General features: G+C 72.4%; 12 protein-coding genes. 8 read left to right on the plus strand and 4 right to left on the minus strand.

Annotated elements, in window-relative coordinates; genetic code table 11:
* Positions 1-51 precede the first annotated feature (51 nt).
* The 3 genes from AB0B86_RS16190 to AB0B86_RS16200 all read left to right on the plus strand — a co-directional run bounded on the left by AB0B86_RS16190 (position 52) and on the right by AB0B86_RS16200 (position 4,854).
* Entirely contained in the window at positions 52-2,439 is a 2,388-nt protein-coding gene (locus AB0B86_RS16190) for a M4 family metallopeptidase (RefSeq protein ID WP_357408676.1), read from the plus strand.
* Positions 2,440-2,505: 66 nt separating this feature from the next.
* Positions 2,506-3,273 (plus strand): enoyl-CoA hydratase/isomerase family protein, encoded by a 768-nt coding sequence (locus AB0B86_RS16195; RefSeq protein WP_357418437.1) that lies wholly within the window; start codon positions 2,506-2,508, stop codon positions 3,271-3,273.
* A gap of 78 nt (positions 3,274-3,351) precedes the next feature.
* On the plus strand, positions 3,352-4,854 hold the full coding sequence (locus AB0B86_RS16200; RefSeq protein WP_357418439.1) for a serine/threonine-protein kinase: 1,503 nt from the start codon (positions 3,352-3,354) through the stop codon (positions 4,852-4,854).
* Between the two features lie 63 nt (positions 4,855-4,917).
* On the opposite strand, the gene AB0B86_RS16205 is transcribed toward AB0B86_RS16200, so the two are convergent.
* The 4 genes from AB0B86_RS16205 to AB0B86_RS16220 form a co-directional block, all read right to left on the minus strand.
* Entirely contained in the window at positions 4,918-5,358 is a 441-nt protein-coding gene (locus tag AB0B86_RS16205; RefSeq protein ID WP_357408682.1) for an HNH endonuclease, read from the minus strand.
* 211 nt (positions 5,359-5,569) lie between these two features.
* The gene (locus tag AB0B86_RS16210) at positions 5,570-6,781 is read right to left on the minus strand and encodes a hypothetical protein (RefSeq protein WP_357408684.1); all 1,212 of its coding nucleotides are present in this window, start codon (positions 6,779-6,781) and stop codon (positions 5,570-5,572) included.
* Positions 6,782-6,847: 66 nt separating this feature from the next.
* Positions 6,848-8,401: an FAD-dependent oxidoreductase gene (locus AB0B86_RS16215; protein ID WP_357418441.1), complete on the minus strand. Its 1,554-nt coding sequence runs from the start codon at positions 8,399-8,401 to the stop codon at positions 6,848-6,850.
* Positions 8,402-8,428: 27 nt separating this feature from the next.
* The gene (locus AB0B86_RS16220; protein WP_357408688.1) at positions 8,429-8,911 is read right to left on the minus strand and encodes an MSMEG_6728 family protein; all 483 of its coding nucleotides are present in this window, start codon (positions 8,909-8,911) and stop codon (positions 8,429-8,431) included.
* Positions 8,912-9,006: 95 nt separating this feature from the next.
* Between AB0B86_RS16220 and AB0B86_RS16225 the strand changes: the two genes are divergently transcribed.
* From AB0B86_RS16225 to AB0B86_RS16245, 5 genes are all read left to right on the plus strand, one after another.
* Positions 9,007-11,067 carry an NAD-binding protein gene (locus tag AB0B86_RS16225; protein WP_357418443.1) on the plus strand — a complete coding sequence of 687 codons (2,061 nt, stop codon included), beginning with the start codon at positions 9,007-9,009 and terminating at the stop codon, positions 11,065-11,067.
* A gap of 62 nt (positions 11,068-11,129) precedes the next feature.
* Positions 11,130-11,420, plus strand: coding sequence for a DUF1778 domain-containing protein (locus AB0B86_RS16230; RefSeq protein WP_357408692.1), 291 nt, complete (start codon positions 11,130-11,132; stop codon positions 11,418-11,420).
* Positions 11,417-11,938, plus strand: a complete 522-nt coding sequence (locus AB0B86_RS16235; RefSeq protein WP_357408694.1) for an N-acetyltransferase — start codon at positions 11,417-11,419, stop codon at positions 11,936-11,938. Before AB0B86_RS16230 ends, AB0B86_RS16235 begins: the two co-directional genes overlap by 4 nt.
* Positions 11,939-12,092: 154 nt before the next feature.
* Entirely contained in the window at positions 12,093-15,002 is a 2,910-nt protein-coding gene (locus AB0B86_RS16240; RefSeq protein WP_357408696.1) for a BTAD domain-containing putative transcriptional regulator, read from the plus strand.
* Between the two features lie 30 nt (positions 15,003-15,032).
* Positions 15,033-16,022 (plus strand): ATP-binding cassette domain-containing protein, encoded by a 990-nt coding sequence (locus AB0B86_RS16245; RefSeq protein ID WP_357408698.1) that lies wholly within the window; start codon positions 15,033-15,035, stop codon positions 16,020-16,022.
* The last annotated feature ends 2 nt before the right edge of the window (positions 16,023-16,024 follow it).

Consider the following 16,024-nt stretch of genomic DNA (forward strand, 5'->3'; position numbering starts at 1 on the left):
ATGTACATGCGTGGCTACCCCCGCCACACTCTTCTCCTTCCAGGAGGGCACGTGAAACGACCCCTTGCCGCCGTCAGCGCAGTGCTGCTCACCAGCGGCCTGCTGACCTGCGTCGTCACCGCGGCGCACGCGGCTCCGCCCACCTCTCCCGCGCCGGACGCCTCCGCCGCGGCCCGAGCGGCCACCGTCCTGCGGACGAACCCCGGAGCCGTCCAGGGTTCGAGCGCCGAGTCCTACCAGGTGCGCAGCACCAAGGTAGACCCCAGCGGCGCGGCCCACACCCGCTATACCAGGACCTACCAGGGGCTTCGGGTGTACGGCGGTGACTTCGTCATCCACACCGCGCCGAACGGCACCTACGCCGGCAGTTCGGTAGCACTCGCCGCGCCACTGACCCTCCCCACCACGGCCCGGATCACCGCGGACGCGGCGAAGAAGACGGCCCGCGCCGGGTTCAGTGGCAAGGCCGAGACCGTGGGCGCTCCGGAACTGTTCGTCGACGCCAGCTCCGGCAAGGGCCGGCTGGCCTGGGAGACGGTGGTCAGCGGATGGCAGCCGGACGGGCAGACGCCGTCGCGGCTGCACGTGATCACCGACGCCACCTCCGGCGCGACAGTCGGGTCGTTCGACGAGATCGAGTCGGTCACCGGCAGCGGCCAGGGCATCTACACCGGCTCGGTGAGCATCGACACGACGCTCTCCGGCAGCGCGTACCAGATGATCGACCCGGTGCGCGGCAACGGCCGCACCTGCGACATGAACAACGGCACCTCCACCTGCACCACCTTCACCGACGCCGACAACGCGTGGGGCACCGGCGCCAACTCCAACCGGCAGTCGGCAGCGGTGGACGCGCACTTCGGCGCAGCGAAGACTTTCGACTACTTCAAGAACGTGCACGGCCGCAACGGCATCTTCGGTAACGGCAGCGGTGTACCCAGCCGCGTGCACTACGGCAACAACTACGTCAACGCGTTCTGGGACGGCGCCCAGATGACCTACGGTGACGGCTCCAGCAACTCCCGCCCCCTCGTCTCGCTGGACGTGGCCGGGCACGAGATGAGCCACGGCGTCACCGAGGCGCTGTCCGGCCTGGTCTACTCCGGTGAGGCCGGTGGCCTCAACGAGTCCACCAGTGACATCTTCGGCAACATGATGGAGTTCTACGCCGCCGCGCCGAGCGACCCGGGCGACTACCAGGTCGGCGAGAAGATCAACATCAACGGCAACGGCACTCCGCTGCGCTACATGTACAACCCGTCGCTGGACGGCTCGTCCGACAGTTGCTGGTCCACCAGCACCAAGAACAAGGACGTGCACTACTCCTCCGGCGTCGGCAACCACTTCTTCTTCAACCTCGCCGAGGGCACCGGCGCCACCTCGTACGGCACCTCACCGGTCTGCGGTTCCGCTCCGGCGGTCACCGGCATCGGCCGCGCCAAGGCCGAGAAGATCTGGTACCGAGCCCTGGACGTCTACTTCACCTCCAACACGTCGTACGTCAACACCAGCAACCCGGCGAACACCGCCCGCGCCTACAGCCTGCGGGCCGCCACCGACCTGTACGGCAGCTGCTCCACCGAGTACAAGGCCGTACAGGCCGCCTGGACGGCCGTGAACGTGGCCGGTAACGACACACCCTGCTCCACCGGCAACGACTTCTCCGTGTCGCTGTCGCCGACCGCCGGCTCGGTGAACCCGGGCAGCGCGGCCTCCACCACCGTGTCGACCGCCACCACCAGCGGTACGGCGCAGACCGTGACGTTCTCCGCGTCCGGCCTGCCCAGCGGGGCGAACGCCGCGTTCAGCCCCGCCTCGGTGACCTCGGGCGGCTCGTCCACCCTCACCATCAGCACCTCGGCGAGCACCCCGCCCGGCACCTACTCGGTCACCGTGAACGGCGCGGGGTCGGTCACCCGCAGTGCCACCTACACGCTTACCGTGAACGGCACCGGGGGCGGCTGCACCTCGTCGGGGCAGAAGCTGGCCAACCCGGGCTTCGAGTCCGGCGCGACCGGCTGGACGGCCAGCTCCGGCGTCATCACCAGCTCCAGCGGCCAGGCCGCCCGCACCGGGTCGTACAAGGCGTGGCTGAACGGCTACGGCAGCAGCCACACCGACACGCTCGCCCAGTCGGTGGCCCTCCCGACGGGCTGCTCGTCGTACACGGTCAGTTTCTGGCTGCACATCGACTCGGCCGAGACCACCACCAGCGTCGCGTACGACAAGCTCACCGTGCAGGTGCTGAACTCGAGCGGAAGCGTTCTGGCCACGCTGGCGACCTACTCGAACCTGAACAAGGCCACCGGCTACAGCCAGAAGTCCTTCTCCCTGGCGGCGTACGCCGGCCAGACCGTCAGCCTGAAGTTCACCGGCACCGAGGACTCCTCGTTGCAGACGTCCTTCGTGGTCGACGACACCGCGCTGACCGTCTCCTGACCTGAGCGCGGGCCCAGCGACCGCCCCTCGGGGTGGCCGCTGGGCCCGCGCCGTTATGGTCGCCGTATGTCGGATGCCGAGTTGACAGTCGAGGTGACCGGACCGGTCGCGACGATGGTGATCCACAACCCGGCCCGGCGCAACGCGATGACCGCCGCCATGTGGCGTCAGCTCCCCGAACTGCTCGACCGGCTGGAGCCCGACCCCGACGTACGGGCGTTGGTGCTCACCGGCGCGGGCGACGCCTTCTGCGCTGGTGCGGACCTGGGTGATCTGAGCGAGCTGCTGGACGCCGGTGACGCCAGCATCGCGGTGGCCGCCGAGGAGCGGCTGGCCCGCTTCGCCAAGCCGACCATCGCTGCCATCCGGGGTGCCTGCGTCGGCGGTGGCGCCCAGCTCGTGGTCGCCTGCGACCTGCGGATCGCGGCGCAGGACGCCCGTTTCGGGGTGCCGCCGGCCCGGCTGGGACTGGTCTATCCGGCACCGGCGACCCGCCGCCTGGCCCGGCTGGTCGGCCCGTCCGCGGCCAAGCATCTGCTGTTCACCGCCGAATTGATCGACGCCGAGCGGGCGCTGCGGGTCGGCCTGGTCGACGAGGTGCTGCCGTCGGACCGGCTCGCCGCGCGGGTGGACGAGCTGACGGCGACGATCGCCACCCGGTCGGCGCTGAGCATCGCCGCCGCGAAGGAGATCATCGACGACCGGGCCGGACCGGCCCGGATCGCCTGGTGGCATCGGAAGGTGCAGACCACCGGCGAGGCCAGGGAGGGGGTGGCGGCGGTCACCGAGCGCCGGCTGCCCCGCTTCGCCTGGCGGCCGCGTACCGACGACTGAGCCGTAGCTCGGTCCCACTCATCGCGACACCTCGATCCGGGGTGGCCTGCTGCCGGCCGGTACGGCAGGCTGTCCGTTGTGCAGCGTGATCAGTTGCTTGCGGGCCGCTACCGGCTCCTTGAGCGTCTCGGCCGTGGCGGCATGTCGGCGGTGCACCGGGCGTATGACGAGGTGCTCGAACGGGACGTCGCGGTGAAGGTGCTCGTCGCCTCGGAGGCCAACGCTCGACAGCGGATCCGGGCCGAGGCCAAGGCGGCGGCCCGGCTGTCGCACCCGCACGTCACAAACGTGTACGACTACGGCGAGTCGCCGGTTGACGGTTCGCCGGTCCCGTTCGTGGTGATGGAGTTGCTGAGCGGTGCCACCCTCGAACAACGGTTGGCGGCCGGGCCGTTGCCGCCGCGTGCCGGCCTGCGGGTCTGCGCCGAGGTGGCCTCCGCGCTGGCGGCCGCGCACGCTCAGGAGTTGGTGCATCGCGACATCAAACCGAGCAACGTGATGCTCACCCCCACCGGCGCGAAGGTGCTCGACTTCGGCATCGCGGCCGTCGCCGGTGCGTCCGAGATCGACTTCGAGGGACGGCTGCTGGGCACGCCCGCCTACCTCGCCCCGGAGCGACTGGCGGCCGGCGAGGTGTTGCCGGCCTGCGACGTGTACGCCCTGGGTCTTCTGCTGCACCGGGTGCTCACCGGCCGGCTGCCGTGGCCGGCCGGGGCGCAGGCCGGGATGCTCCGGGGGGAGACGCACGTCGAGCCGGACCCGCTGCCGGAGATCGACGGCGTGTCGCCCGAGATTCGCCGGCTCTACCGCTGGTGCGTGGCCCGCGATCCCGCCGACCGGCCGCCGGCGGCCGAGGTGGCCCGCATCCTGCTCGTCGCCATGAATGCGGTCACGCCCGATGTGGCTGCCGTCAGCGAGCCCTCCGACACCACGACCGACACCCCGACCGTCGTTGCGGCGGGCAGCACAGTGGTCACCTGGCGCCGCGCGTGGCGTTGGCGTCGGGCCGTCCTGGTGGTCGGCGGCATGGCGCTCGCCGCGATCATGCTTGCCGGGTCGCTCGGCGACTTCGCCAATCGTCGGCCGGGGCTTGCCGCCCCTTCGACCGGCAAGAGTCCGGGCACCACGGCGGTGGCGATGCCGCGTACCGAGGAGCCGACCGACCCGGACGACCCTGTCGACATCGGAGTGTCCGACGCACCAGCGCCCCGGCGCACCGCACCCGCTGCCCGGACCGGCCCCCCGATGGTGGTCCCCGGCCCGACCGCCACCGCCCCCGACCTGGACCCGACCGCGCCCTCGCCCTCGACCGCGCCCTCGACCACGCCCGCACCGACGCCCACCCTTGCCAGGGGCGTAGCCGTTCGGGCGCGCGGCGGGACGGTCACCGTCGGCTGCGTGGGGAAGTCCGTCGAGGTGCTCGCGGTGACGCTCGCTGACGGTTTTCGGGCAGCGGCGTACGACCCGGGCCCGGCATCGCAGGTCCGGGTCGTGTTGACCTCCACCGACCACCGCAGCGAGATCCGGGCGCGCTGCCCCAACGGCCGCCCGGACCCGAAGGTGCAGGAACGCGCGCTCTGACCGGGGGCCGACGGGTGCCGCGTCGGAACGCGGCCCCCCGTTCCCGTCGGCCGGTCCGTCACCTCACCCGGCGAGCGCCGCCCAGCCCGGCTGCACCGGCTCCCGACGCAACGGCATGCCCGCCTCCGCCGGCGTCCGGTCCCCCTTGCGCTGGTTGCAGCCGGAGCAGGCGGCGGTGGTGTTCCGCCAGGTGTTCCGGCCGCCGCGCGAACGGGGCAGGATGTGGTCGATGGTGGTGGCCGGCCCCCCGCAGTACGCGCAGCAGCGGTCGTCGCGGCGCAGCACCCCGGCCCGGGACCAGGCCGGCCCGGCACTGAACCTCCACCTGGTGACCACGTAGCGGACCAGCCGCACCACCCGGGGCATCGGGAAGACGCCGATCACCTGGTCCGGCTCGGCCTCGTGGATTTCGGCGACCCGGCGGCAGAGCATCCGGACGGCATGGTGAACGGTGACCCGGTGCAGCGGGCCGAGGTCGGCGTTGATGACGAGGACGGCGTCCACCGGGACTCCTTTCGCGATGGTGCCGGACAGCGACGAGCCGCCCGGTCCGGCTGGTGGACGGGGCGGCTCGACGCGTACGGGACGCGTCAGTCGGGCCGACCCGCCCGGGGACCTTCCGCTCGGCAACCGTCGACGGGCAGCGTCGACGGCACGGTGGTGACGTGCGACATCGTCATGCTTCGCTCCCGTGGCGGTGGTTGACCTTGCGCGATCACGGTAGGTCGGGGCGGGAGAGACTGGCAACGCATTTCGATCGGCTGCCAGGCTTCTCCGGGCGGCGTGGACGGCGGGTGCGGGGTGCGACGACCGCCGTGCGCCGGGCGGCGGTAAGCGGCCGGTTCAGCCGCAGGGCCATGCGTGCGGTGAGTTCACCGTCCAGCAGGGGCCGGTTGACCTCGCCGGCGACCGCAAGTGCCGGCCCGGAGACCGATCGCCAGATCGCGGCAAGTCCGGCACCGAGACCGACCAGGGCGACGGTGGCCCGGGTGGTGGGTGAGCCGGCCGCCGCGGCGGCGCTCACTCCGACCACCGCGAAGAGCACAAGCAGCAGGGGTACGAGCACGGGCCAGAAGATGCCACGCGCCGCCTGTGCCACCAGCCGGCGATCCCGGATGATCAGGTTCCGGGCGATCACCGCGTAGTCCTCCTCGTCGAGCAGGTCGCGTGGGTGCAGGCCGCCGGTGAGCACGTCCCGCCAGAGGTCACCCTGGCCGCGCAGGGCCCGGCTCAGCTCGGCGGGCGCCGGTTCGGCCGGGTCCCCGTGGCCGGCCCGGTCGACTGCTGTCGCCCAGGCGGCGAGCGACCGGCGCACCACCGCGGCCGAGTACGGCGGCAGCACGCTTGCCAGTTCGTCCAGCCAGCGGCTGATCTGGATCTGTCGACCGCCGAACTGCCGCAGCAGTTGGGCGGCGTCGCCGGCCCGGACGGTGTCGGCCACCGAGCGGCCCAGCCGGTAGGCCAGCCCAACGCGGTGGTTGGTAGCCATCGCCCAGCGCAGCACCTCGACGTTGAGGTCGTCGAGGGCGAGCAGCAGCGGCACCGGGTCGGCCGGGTCGGGCTGGCTCAGCTCGGGGAGCAGCGCCCGGGCGGCCGTCGTGTCGGGTGCCGGCCCGGTGTGCCGGGTGAGGTCGGCGATCTGGGCCAGCGCGACGTCCACCCCGTCGAGGTACATGCGCATTCGCCGGTGGGCGGACATCTCGGTGAGGTTGGAGAGTTTGGCGGGCGGTACGGCTGGTCGGGCCGTGACGGGGACGCCGAGTTCGGCGTGCTGCCAGTGGTGGTAGGCGTCCGCCATCCACCAGCCCAGCCGCAGTGCGGTGACGATGCAGGCGCGCTCGTCGCGGATCAGTGGGTACGCGTCGTCGCGGCCGATCTCGCGGACTGCCTGCCGGCTCTCCTCGCCGGCGCGGTGCAGTGGTGACATCCCCGCTGCCCTCCCGCCCGGTCGATCGACGGTTGATCAACCAAGCGTACGGCAGCGTATCGGTGCTTATGTTGGGTTTTGTCGGTTTGGGGTGGCGCGGCCGGCCAGCAGCCCCCGGGGCCGGATCGAGCGCACCGGCTCCGCCGCGCCGCCCTCCGCCCGCAGGATGTGGTTCGCGGCGACGATGCCGGTCGCCGCGGAGCGTTCCATCAACGCGCTCGGGAAGTCTGTGGCGATGCCGTCACCGGCCAGGTAGAGGCCGCTCGCGTCGGTGCGTACCGTTGGCCGCGAGGCGTGGCTGCCCGGCGTGAACGCCGGCGCCTGCGCCTCCACCCGGGCCCGCAGCTCGCGAACCCGCAGGTCGGCGGCCTCCGGCCAGAGCGCGACAAGTTCGCGGCGCATCCGCTCGGCCAACTCCTCGGCCGGCACCCCCGGCTCGCAGGCGTACGCGTGCAACTCGATGACCGACCCGCCGGTCTGCCGCGCCCAACGCCGAGGCTCCTCCTCAAGCCGGTGGTAGAGCGTCACCGAATCCAGCGTGGGCTGCCGGGACACCCCGCTGAACACCGCCCGGTCGGCGGCCACGTCCCCGTCGCACCAGTACCGCGCCACCGCGTACGGCGGACCGGGCCGGCCGAAGGCGGGCATCCGGGCGGTCAGCTCCGGAGCCTGCTCGACCAGGTCGGGAGAGGCCGCGACAAGCGCGGCGAGTGCCGCCGGATCGACGGCCAGCACCACGTGCGCTGCCGGGTGGCTGCCACCGTCGGTGGTGGTCACCCGCCAACCGTCGCCGTCCCGGTGCACGCCGGTCGCCGCGCAGCCGGTGAGCACCCGAGCACCGTGCTTCTCCACGTGCCGGGTCAGCGGCTCCCAGATCGCCGTGGCGTAGTCCTCGTCCGGGCAGTCGAACGCCAGCCCCTCCGGGTTGCCGAGCAGGTAGAAGTGGAACTGGGCGATCATCTCGGCGGCCGACATCTCCGCCTCGTGGTTGAAGAACGAGTGCGAGAAGACCTCGAACAGCATCGCCCGCGCCCGGTCCGGCAGCCGCAGCGAGGCCAACAGCTCGTCGGCGGTGGTGTCGTCGAACTCGGCGTAGGTGCGTACCGGGTCGTAGCTGAGCAGCGGCAGCGCGGCATCCCGGTCCATCAGGCGCAGGTCGCCCAGGCGCAGGCTGGGGCTGCGTAACAGCAACGCCAGCAGGTTCGCCGGTGGTGCCGGCGGCAGCCTGCCGAACTCCTCGGTCGGCCACTGCTCGCTGAGGATCGGGTAACCCGCGACGGGCTTGAGGAAACCCAGGTCAGGATCGATCCGGCGGAGGATGGACCGCCAGTTGTAGTACTGCCGGAAGAACGCGTGGAAACCGTGCTCGTTCTGCTGGCTGCCCTCGGCCAACGGCTCCGACCAGGCACCCAGTCGACCGCCGAGCGTCGGTGCCGCCTCCAGCACGGTGACCGCCACGCCCCGCTCGGCAAGCACCACCGCCGCCGACATGCCGGCGATGCCACCACCCACCACCACCGCCGCGGTCGGTCGCGGCACGCGGTCCGCGCCACCCCCGCCCGGGTCCACCACGTGCTGGCGTACGCCGATGAGCCGACCGACCATTTGCGACAGCGCCATGGCACACCTCCGTCGGCCCAGTCTCCCCTATGGCAGGCAGCGGCGCTCGCGGTCGGAGGCGGGCCAGACGTACTCCAGGTCCGTCGGCACGTCGTCACCGAAGAGGGGCCGGTAGTGCGCCGGGTCCTTGCGGATCAGCGACGAGCGGTGACTGAGGTGCAACTCGTCGCGGCCCAGCCACGGTGGCAGCTCACCATCCTCGGCCAGTTCGGACTGAGTCCGTACGACGCCGGCCCCGCAGGCGGCGGCCAGGTCCACGGTCATCGTGGTGGCGCAGGTGTCGGCCCGCCCCGGCTCGGTCCACACCGCGCACATGTCCAGCCCGTAGCGGGTGAGCGCCTCCTCGTACCCGGCCCACATCTTCACCGCCGGGTGGTTGCGCCAGCCGTAGTCGGGTCGGGTGAGCCCGCGCAGCACCTGGATGGCCTCCACCCGCTGCTTCCCCAGCCGCTTCTGGTCCAGCGTCCGGGCGCTGGCCAGGAAGTCCGGGTACGGGAGGAACGTCTGCATGTCGCTGCTCTACCCGTCGCCGGGGCGGGCATGCCTGCTCACGGGATGATCCGGACGGGGTCGCCCAGCAGGGCCCTGCTGATTACGATCCGGGCATGGCGGAGCCGTGGCGGGACCGGGCGCGACGGGCGGTCGAGTGGAACTGGCGGCTGCTGTCGGTAGGTGATCCGCGCCCGCACTACGTGATCTGCGGGAAGGACGCGCTCGCCTACTACGTGGCTCGGGCACTGCTCGAATCCGAGTTGCCGGCCGGTGGTGCCCGGGTGACTGTCGTGGTGCCGGAGCGTTACCGCAGCAACGGCCCGGACGTGGCGGGGCTGCGTGGGGTCCGGGTGGTCCGCTCGGATCGACTTGACGTGTCCACCTTCGAGGCCGCCGGCCTGGCCGGGGCGACCGGGCTGGCCCTGCTGCACCAGGACGACGTCGGCAACCTGCACGCGGCGCTCTGCGCGCAGGCCGTCGATCAGCAGGTCCGGCAGGTGCTGCGGATGTTCAACGGCACCCTCGCCGACGGCGTACGCAAGCTGATCAAGGCGCCGGTCGAGGTGCTCTCCGACGCCGAGATGGCGGCACCGGCCTTCGTTGCCGCGGCGCTCGGCGAGGTCGACAGCAGCTCCTTCCAACATCGGGACAAGACGCTACGGGTGGCGCGGCGGGCCGATGTCCGCCCGCAGGACGTGGTCTGCGCCCTGGCTCACTTCCCCGAGGCGCAGGGGGTGGAGCTGCTGCCGGCCGAGCAGGCCGGCGCGGACCTGGTGCTCGCCGAGGCGACCGGGCAGCCGCCGGGCACCGAGGTCGCCGCCCGTCGGCTGGTCCGGGCCCGTCGGCGACGCCGTCCGGTCACGGTGCTGCTGGGGGCGGTACGCGGCTTCGCGACCCGCAAGATCGGCGTCGCGGTGATGCTGGTGCTCGCGGTGATCGCGGTGCTGGGGGCGCTGATCTCCCGCACCGAGGGTGTCTCCCCGCTTGAGGCGCTCTACCTGACGCTGGTCACCACCCTCAGCGGCGCCGATCCGGACACCGACAAGCCACCGGACGCGCAGATCATGCAGGTGGTGCTCAACCTGGCCGGGTTGGCGCTGATCCCGTTGATCACCGCCGTCGTTGTGGACGGCATCGTCAACGCCCGGCTGGCCCTTCACACCGGCCGGATGCAGCCGGCGCGGGCCGGGCACGTCGTGCTGATCGGCCTGGGCAACGTCGGCACCCGGGTGATGGCCCAGCTGCGGGAGTACGACGTCGAGGTGGTGGCGATCGACAAGGACCCGGCGCCGCGCGGCGGTGCCCTGGCCCGCCAGTTGGAGGTGCCGGTGATCGTCGGCGACGCCGCGCTCTCCGAGACGCTTGTCGCCGCGTCGGTGGCCGACTGCCAGGCGCTCGTGGTGGCGTCCACCGACGACGTGGCCAACCTGGAGGCGGCGCTCGCCGCCCGCGACCTGCACCCCGGCCTGCGGGTGGTGCTGCGGCTCTTCGACGGTGACTTCGCCGAACGGGTGGAGGAGACCTTCGCCCTCGGGGTGTCCCGGTCGGTCTCCTACCTGGCCGCCCCGGCCTTCATCGGGGCGCTCACCGAACGCGCGGTGATCACCACCATCCCGGTCGACAGGCACGCGCTGCCGGTGGCCGAGGTGCCGGTCGCCGCCGGCTCCGAGTTGGACGGTCGCCCGTTGGACGTGGTCAACCGGAACGGGCAGGTCCGGCTGATCGCCCGCACCCCGGCCGGCGGTGGCAAGACGATCTGGTGGAAGGACCTCGACCCCCGGCAGGTGATCTTCGCGGGCGACCGGTTGGCGGTTGTCGCCCGGCGGCGCGGCCTGGACTGGCTGACCCGGCAGTGCGCTCCGCCGATCCCCGACAGGACGTCGACGCAGCCCGGTCACGTCGGGTCGGTGCCCCGTCCGGTGCCGGCCGCACCCGGCGTCGCCCGATCCGCCGGGCCGCTCTCCGTGCCGGCCGGGCACATGCCGTCGGCCGCCCCGGGCGATCACGAGGTCGCGGCCCCGGCCCCGGGCGCGACCAACCCGGTGGCACCGTCCCGCTCGTCAGCAGTCGGGGCCGTGCCGCCGGCCCAGAGCGCGGGGTGGCCGGGCCAGCCGGCTGAAGGCGGTCGCGCCCGGGACGACGAGCCTGATTCCCGTGCGACCCGATCGGGCTGACCGTCCAGCCGCTGCCGACGGGAGCGTCGGGCGTTGGCGTACGTTGTGCGTACAATGGGTCGGTGAGTGCGAAGGCGGAGCGGCTGCATCTGCGGATAGATGAGCAGCAGAAGGCGTTGTTGGAAGCGGCGAGTGAAGCTGCCGGGGACAGCGTGTCGACGTTCGTGTTGAAGGCTGCTACCGAGGCTGCGGCTGACGTGTTGGCCGACCGGCGGGCGTTCCTGCTCGACGAGGAGGCCTGGCAGGTCTTCGACGAAGCACTGCAAGGGCCGGCGCGGGACGTCGCCGGGCTGCGGGAGCTGCTGACCGGCCCAACGGTGCTCGACCCGCCGATCGATTCTGACTCCCGGTGAAGCCCCGTTTCTCGGCGGTCGAGCCGCTGTCGGCTGGGTTCGCGGTGGACGGGTTCGACTGCGGGTCACGCGCCCAGTCGGTGTGGCTCGTCGAGCATGCCCTGCAAGCCCACCGGGCCGGCCTGTCGCGGGTGTACGTGGTGCGCGATGACGAGCACCCGGATCGGCGAGTGGTCGGCTACTACGCCCTGGCCGCCGGTAGCGTCGCCCCGGCAGATGCTTCGCCTCGCCTCCAGCAGGGGGCCGGGCGCTACCACCAGCCGGTGGTGATCCTGGCCCGGCTCGGGGTCGACCGCAGTGCCCAGCGCGTCGGGCTGGATCGGGCACTGGTGGTCGACGCCCTCCGGCGAATCGCGGCCGCCGCTGAGGTCATCGGCGTGCGCGCGGTGCTCATCCACTGCGAGACGGACGCCGCTCGCGACTTCTACCAGGGGCTGGCGAAGTTCGAGGCCAGCCCCACCGACCCGATGCACCTGCTGCTGTTGATGAAGGATCTCCGCCGCGCGCTCAGCGGCTGATCGGGTAGCTCCGCCGACGGCGGTTGGCAGTGTGGCGGTCCACGGGAAAGGATCACGCCACGTTTGATCCGAGGGTCCAGGGCGAGGGACGGTTGGTGGCGGGCACAGCGACCGGTGGTCGTCCGGAACGACTCACTGCGTGACAATCCTTGGCATGCGTTTCCGCATCCTGGGGCCGACCCAGGTGCTGCCTGCCGACGGACGTGAAATTCCCGTGGGCGGTCCACGGCTGCGTGCGCTGCTGGCGCTGCTGCTGCTCGACGCCGGCCGGGTGGTGCCCACCGAACGACTGATCGACGGTCTGTACGGCGAGCACCCACCGCGGGGGGCCGCCAACGCGCTTCAGTCCCTCGTGTCGCGCCTGCGGCAGGCGCTGCCCGCCGAGCACACCCCTGTCGAGTTCCATCCGGCCGGTTACCGCCTCGCCGTGGATCCCGCCGACGTCGACGCGTACCGGTTCGAGCGGCTCGCCGATGCCGGACGTCGCGCGCTCGCCGGTGGTGACTGGCCGCGCGCGGCGGCACTGTTGCGCGAGGCGCTGGAGCTGTGGCGTGGCCCTGCCCTTGCCGACGTCATCGACGTGGCCGGCGTACCCGCGCAGGCGGCCCGGCTGGACGAGTTGCGGTTGGCCGCCACCGAAGATCGGATCGAGGCCGAGTTGGCGCTGGGCGGGCACGCCGAACTGGTCCCGGAACTGCGGCAAATCGTCGTGGCGCATCCGCTGCGGGAGCGGTCGCGAGGCCAACTGATGCGTGCCCTGTCCGCACAGGGCCGGTCGGCCGAGGCGCTTGCCGAGTTCGAGGACGCCCGCCACAGCCTGGCCGAGCAGCTCGGGGTCGACCCGTCGGCGGCGCTCGCCGCGATCCACCTGGCCGTGCTGCGGGGCGATGACAGCTCTGCGGTGCCGCGCGGAGGGGAAAGCTCCGCTGTGCGTCTGACGACCGAGCAGGCGTTGCCGGGCCAGCTCACCACCTTCGTCGGGCGGGAGGAGGAACTCCGCCGCGTTCGCGCGTTGCTCGGCGAACGAAGGCTTGTCACCCTCACCGGCCCGGGCGGAGCCGGCAAGACGCGCCTGGCGATCGAGGCTGCGGGCCGGGTCGACGGCGACGTCCACTTCGTCGAGCTGGCCGGGCTGGCCGACGGTTCGGACGTACCGCAGGCGGTGCTGAGCGCGCTCGGTCTGCGGGACGCGGGGCTGCGGGCCCCGGCCGAGCCGGGCCGACGGTCCACCGACCGACTTGTCGAGGCGCTTGCCGAGCGGCGGCTGTTGCTGGTGCTCGACAACTGCGAGCACGTCATCGCCGACGTGGCACAGCTCGCCGCACGACTGCTGGGGGCGTGCCCGGCGCTGCGTGTCCTCGCCACCAGTCGCGAGCCGCTCGGGCTGGCCGGCGAGGCACTGTGCCAGTTGTCCGGGCTCAGCCTGCCGCCACCGGGCGCGTCGACGGAGGATGCCGACGACTACGCGGCGGTAAGCCTCTTCGTCCAACGGGCCGTCGACGTGGCACCCGACTTCACCGTCACGCCGGCCAACGTCGACGTGGTGCTGCGGATCTGCCGTACCCTCGACGGCCTGCCGTTGGCGATCGAGCTGGCCGCCGCGCGGCTGCGGGCGTTGCCCGTCGCCGAGGTGGCCGCCCGTCTCGACGACCGGTTCCGGCTGCTGTCAATGGGCAGCCGGGCCGCGTCGCCCCGACACCGCACGCTCCGGGCCGTTGTCGAGTGGAGTTGGGACCTGCTCGACGACGCGGAACGCAGACTGGCCCGCCGGCTTACCGTCTTCGCCGGCGGCGCCACGCTGGAGGCCGCCGGGCGGGTCTCCGGCCTTCCCACTGCGGAGTTCGTCGACGCGTTGAGCGGCCTGGTCGACAAGTCCTTCGTGGAGCTGAGCGGCGGCCGGTACCGGATGCTGGAGACGGTGCGTGCCTTCTGCGCGGAGCATCTCGCCGAGGCCGGCGAGGCCGACCAGCTCCGTCGTGCGCACACCGCGTACTTCCTGGAGTTCGCCTGGACCGCAAGCGACCACCTGCGGCAGGCCGAACAGCTGCACTGGTTGCGGCGGCTCGACGCCGAGCGGGACAACCTGCACACCTCGCTGCGCCGGGCCACCGCGGCCGGCGACGCGCCCGAGGCGGCCGGGTTGGTAGCGGCCCTGTCGTTCTACTGGTGGCTGCGGGGCATGCGCGGGGAAGCGGCCCGGCTGGCCGCCGATGTTCTCGACCTGCTGGGCTCCGAGGCGCCGCCGGGGCTGACGGAGGAGTTCGCGCTCTGCGTCTACAACACCTCGCTTGCCGGGGCCGGTGACCTGCCGTCGCTCGGCACGCAGCAGTCGGTGATCGGCAGCCTCGACCGGCCCCCTCGTCAGCCGTTCCTGCTGTACCTGTCGGGGATCTCGACCGGACCGCCGTCCGGCGGCGCCGAGCACGTCGAAGAGCTGATGCGGGAACTGCGGTTGCTGTTCGGCCCGGACGCCTGGATCAACGCGCTCGGCGCGATGGGAAGCGGCTCGGCGCTGATGTGGAGTGGCAGGTGGGACCGGGCCGGGGCCGCGCTGGCCAGCGCGCTCGACGGCTTCCGGAGCACCGGGGACCGGTGGGGTTGCATGATCACACTCGGTGCGCTCGGCGAGCTGGCTGCCTGGCAGGGCGACCCGGAGGCGGCGGGCGCCCACATGGATGAGGCCATGGGACTTGTCGAGGCGCTCGGGTCGGCGGTCGACCAGGCCGACATGCTGCGGACCCGGGGCGAGATCCGACTGCGGGCCGGTGACCTCGCCGCGGCACGGGACGACTTCGCCGGCGCGCTGCTGCTGGCGCAGCGCAGCGGCGCACCCGAGTTCGTGGCCAGCGCCCGTCTCGGCCTCGCCCAGGTGGCCCGGCTGCGCGGCGATCTGGTGGAGGCGAGACAGCTCTGTGAGGAGGCGTTGGTGGGTGGGCTCACCGGGTGGTACGTCGGCGAGACCACCCGATCGGAGATCATCTCGGTGCGCGACGAGATCATTGAGGCAGCGCGAGTCGGAGCCGCGAGCCGGCCCGGTGCGCCGCCGTCAGCGGACGGTGCGTGACCCGTCAGCGCCCGACCGCACCCTGGCGGCATGACCACATTCGACGTGCTAGCCGAAGGGCTGGGCAAGCGGTACGGCCCGACCCGAGCACTTGACTCCTTCGACCTGACAGTGCCCACCGGCACTGTGTACGGACTGCTGGGGCCGAACGGCGCCGGTAAGACGACTGCCGTTCGGATCCTCACCACGCTGCTGCGCTTCGACGCGGGTCGGGCCAGTGTGGCCGGGTTCGACGTGCGGCGTCAGCCGGACGAGGTGCGGGCTCGGATCGCGTTGACCGGGCAGTACGCGGCGGTCGACGAGACCCTCAGTGGCCGGCAGAACCTGGAACTGTTCGGTCGGCTGTTCCGGCTCGGCCGACGGGAGGCCCGCCGACGCGCCGACGAGCTGCTGGAACGGTTCGGGCTGACCGAGGCGGCGAATCGGTCCGCCGGTGAGTACTCGGGCGGGATGCGCCGACGGCTGGACCTCGCCGCCAGCCTGATCCGTACCCCCCGGGTGCTCTTCCTCGACGAGCCGACCACCGGCCTGGACCCGCGTAGCCGCAACCAGGTGTGGGACCTGGTCCGTGGCCTGGTCGCGGACGGGACCACAGTCCTGCTCACCACGCAGTACCTGGAGGAGGCCGACCAGTTGGCCGACCGGATCTCGGTGATCGACGCCGGTCGGGTGGTGGCCGAGGGGTCGCCGGACGAGCTGAAGTCGATGACCGGTGGCGACCGGATCGAGGTGGTGGTGCGCGATGCGGCAGACCTGAGCCGTGCCGCCCACATCGTCGCGTCGATCTGCGCCGCCGAGCCGGAACAGGATCCGGAGGTGCGACGGCTCAGCGTGCCGGTGACGGACCGGGTCGCCGGACTTGTCGGTGTGGCGCGGGCGTTGGACGACGCCGGAGTCTCGGTGGAGGACATCGGCCTGCGGCGCGCGACGTTGGACGAGGCGTTCCTGGAGCTGACCGGGCACCGACCGGACGAGGCCCGCGAGCCCGTCGGCGTGGGACGAAAGGCGGACGCGGCATGACA

Origin of the sequence: Micromonospora sp. NPDC049047 (assembly GCF_040649135.1) — a bacterium.
Classification (GTDB): domain Bacteria; phylum Actinomycetota; class Actinomycetes; order Mycobacteriales; family Micromonosporaceae; genus Micromonospora.

Excerpts from the sequence above, each read along its gene's own strand:
- AB0B86_RS16195 (WP_357418437.1), top strand. The coding sequence starts at position 2,506 with ATGTCGGATGCCGAGTTGACAGTCGAGGTGACCGGACCGGTCGCGACG.
- AB0B86_RS16210 (WP_357408684.1), bottom strand. The coding sequence starts at position 6,781 with ATGTCACCACTGCACCGCGCCGGCGAGGAGAGCCGGCAGGCAGTCCGC.
- AB0B86_RS16215 (WP_357418441.1), bottom strand. The coding sequence starts at position 8,401 with ATGGCGCTGTCGCAAATGGTCGGTCGGCTCATCGGCGTACGCCAGCAC.
- AB0B86_RS16220 (WP_357408688.1), bottom strand. The coding sequence starts at position 8,911 with ATGCAGACGTTCCTCCCGTACCCGGACTTCCTGGCCAGCGCCCGGACG.
- AB0B86_RS16225 (WP_357418443.1), top strand. The coding sequence starts at position 9,007 with ATGGCGGAGCCGTGGCGGGACCGGGCGCGACGGGCGGTCGAGTGGAAC.
- AB0B86_RS16240 (WP_357408696.1), top strand. The coding sequence starts at position 12,093 with ATGCGTTTCCGCATCCTGGGGCCGACCCAGGTGCTGCCTGCCGACGGA.
- AB0B86_RS16245 (WP_357408698.1), top strand. The coding sequence starts at position 15,033 with ATGACCACATTCGACGTGCTAGCCGAAGGGCTGGGCAAGCGGTACGGC.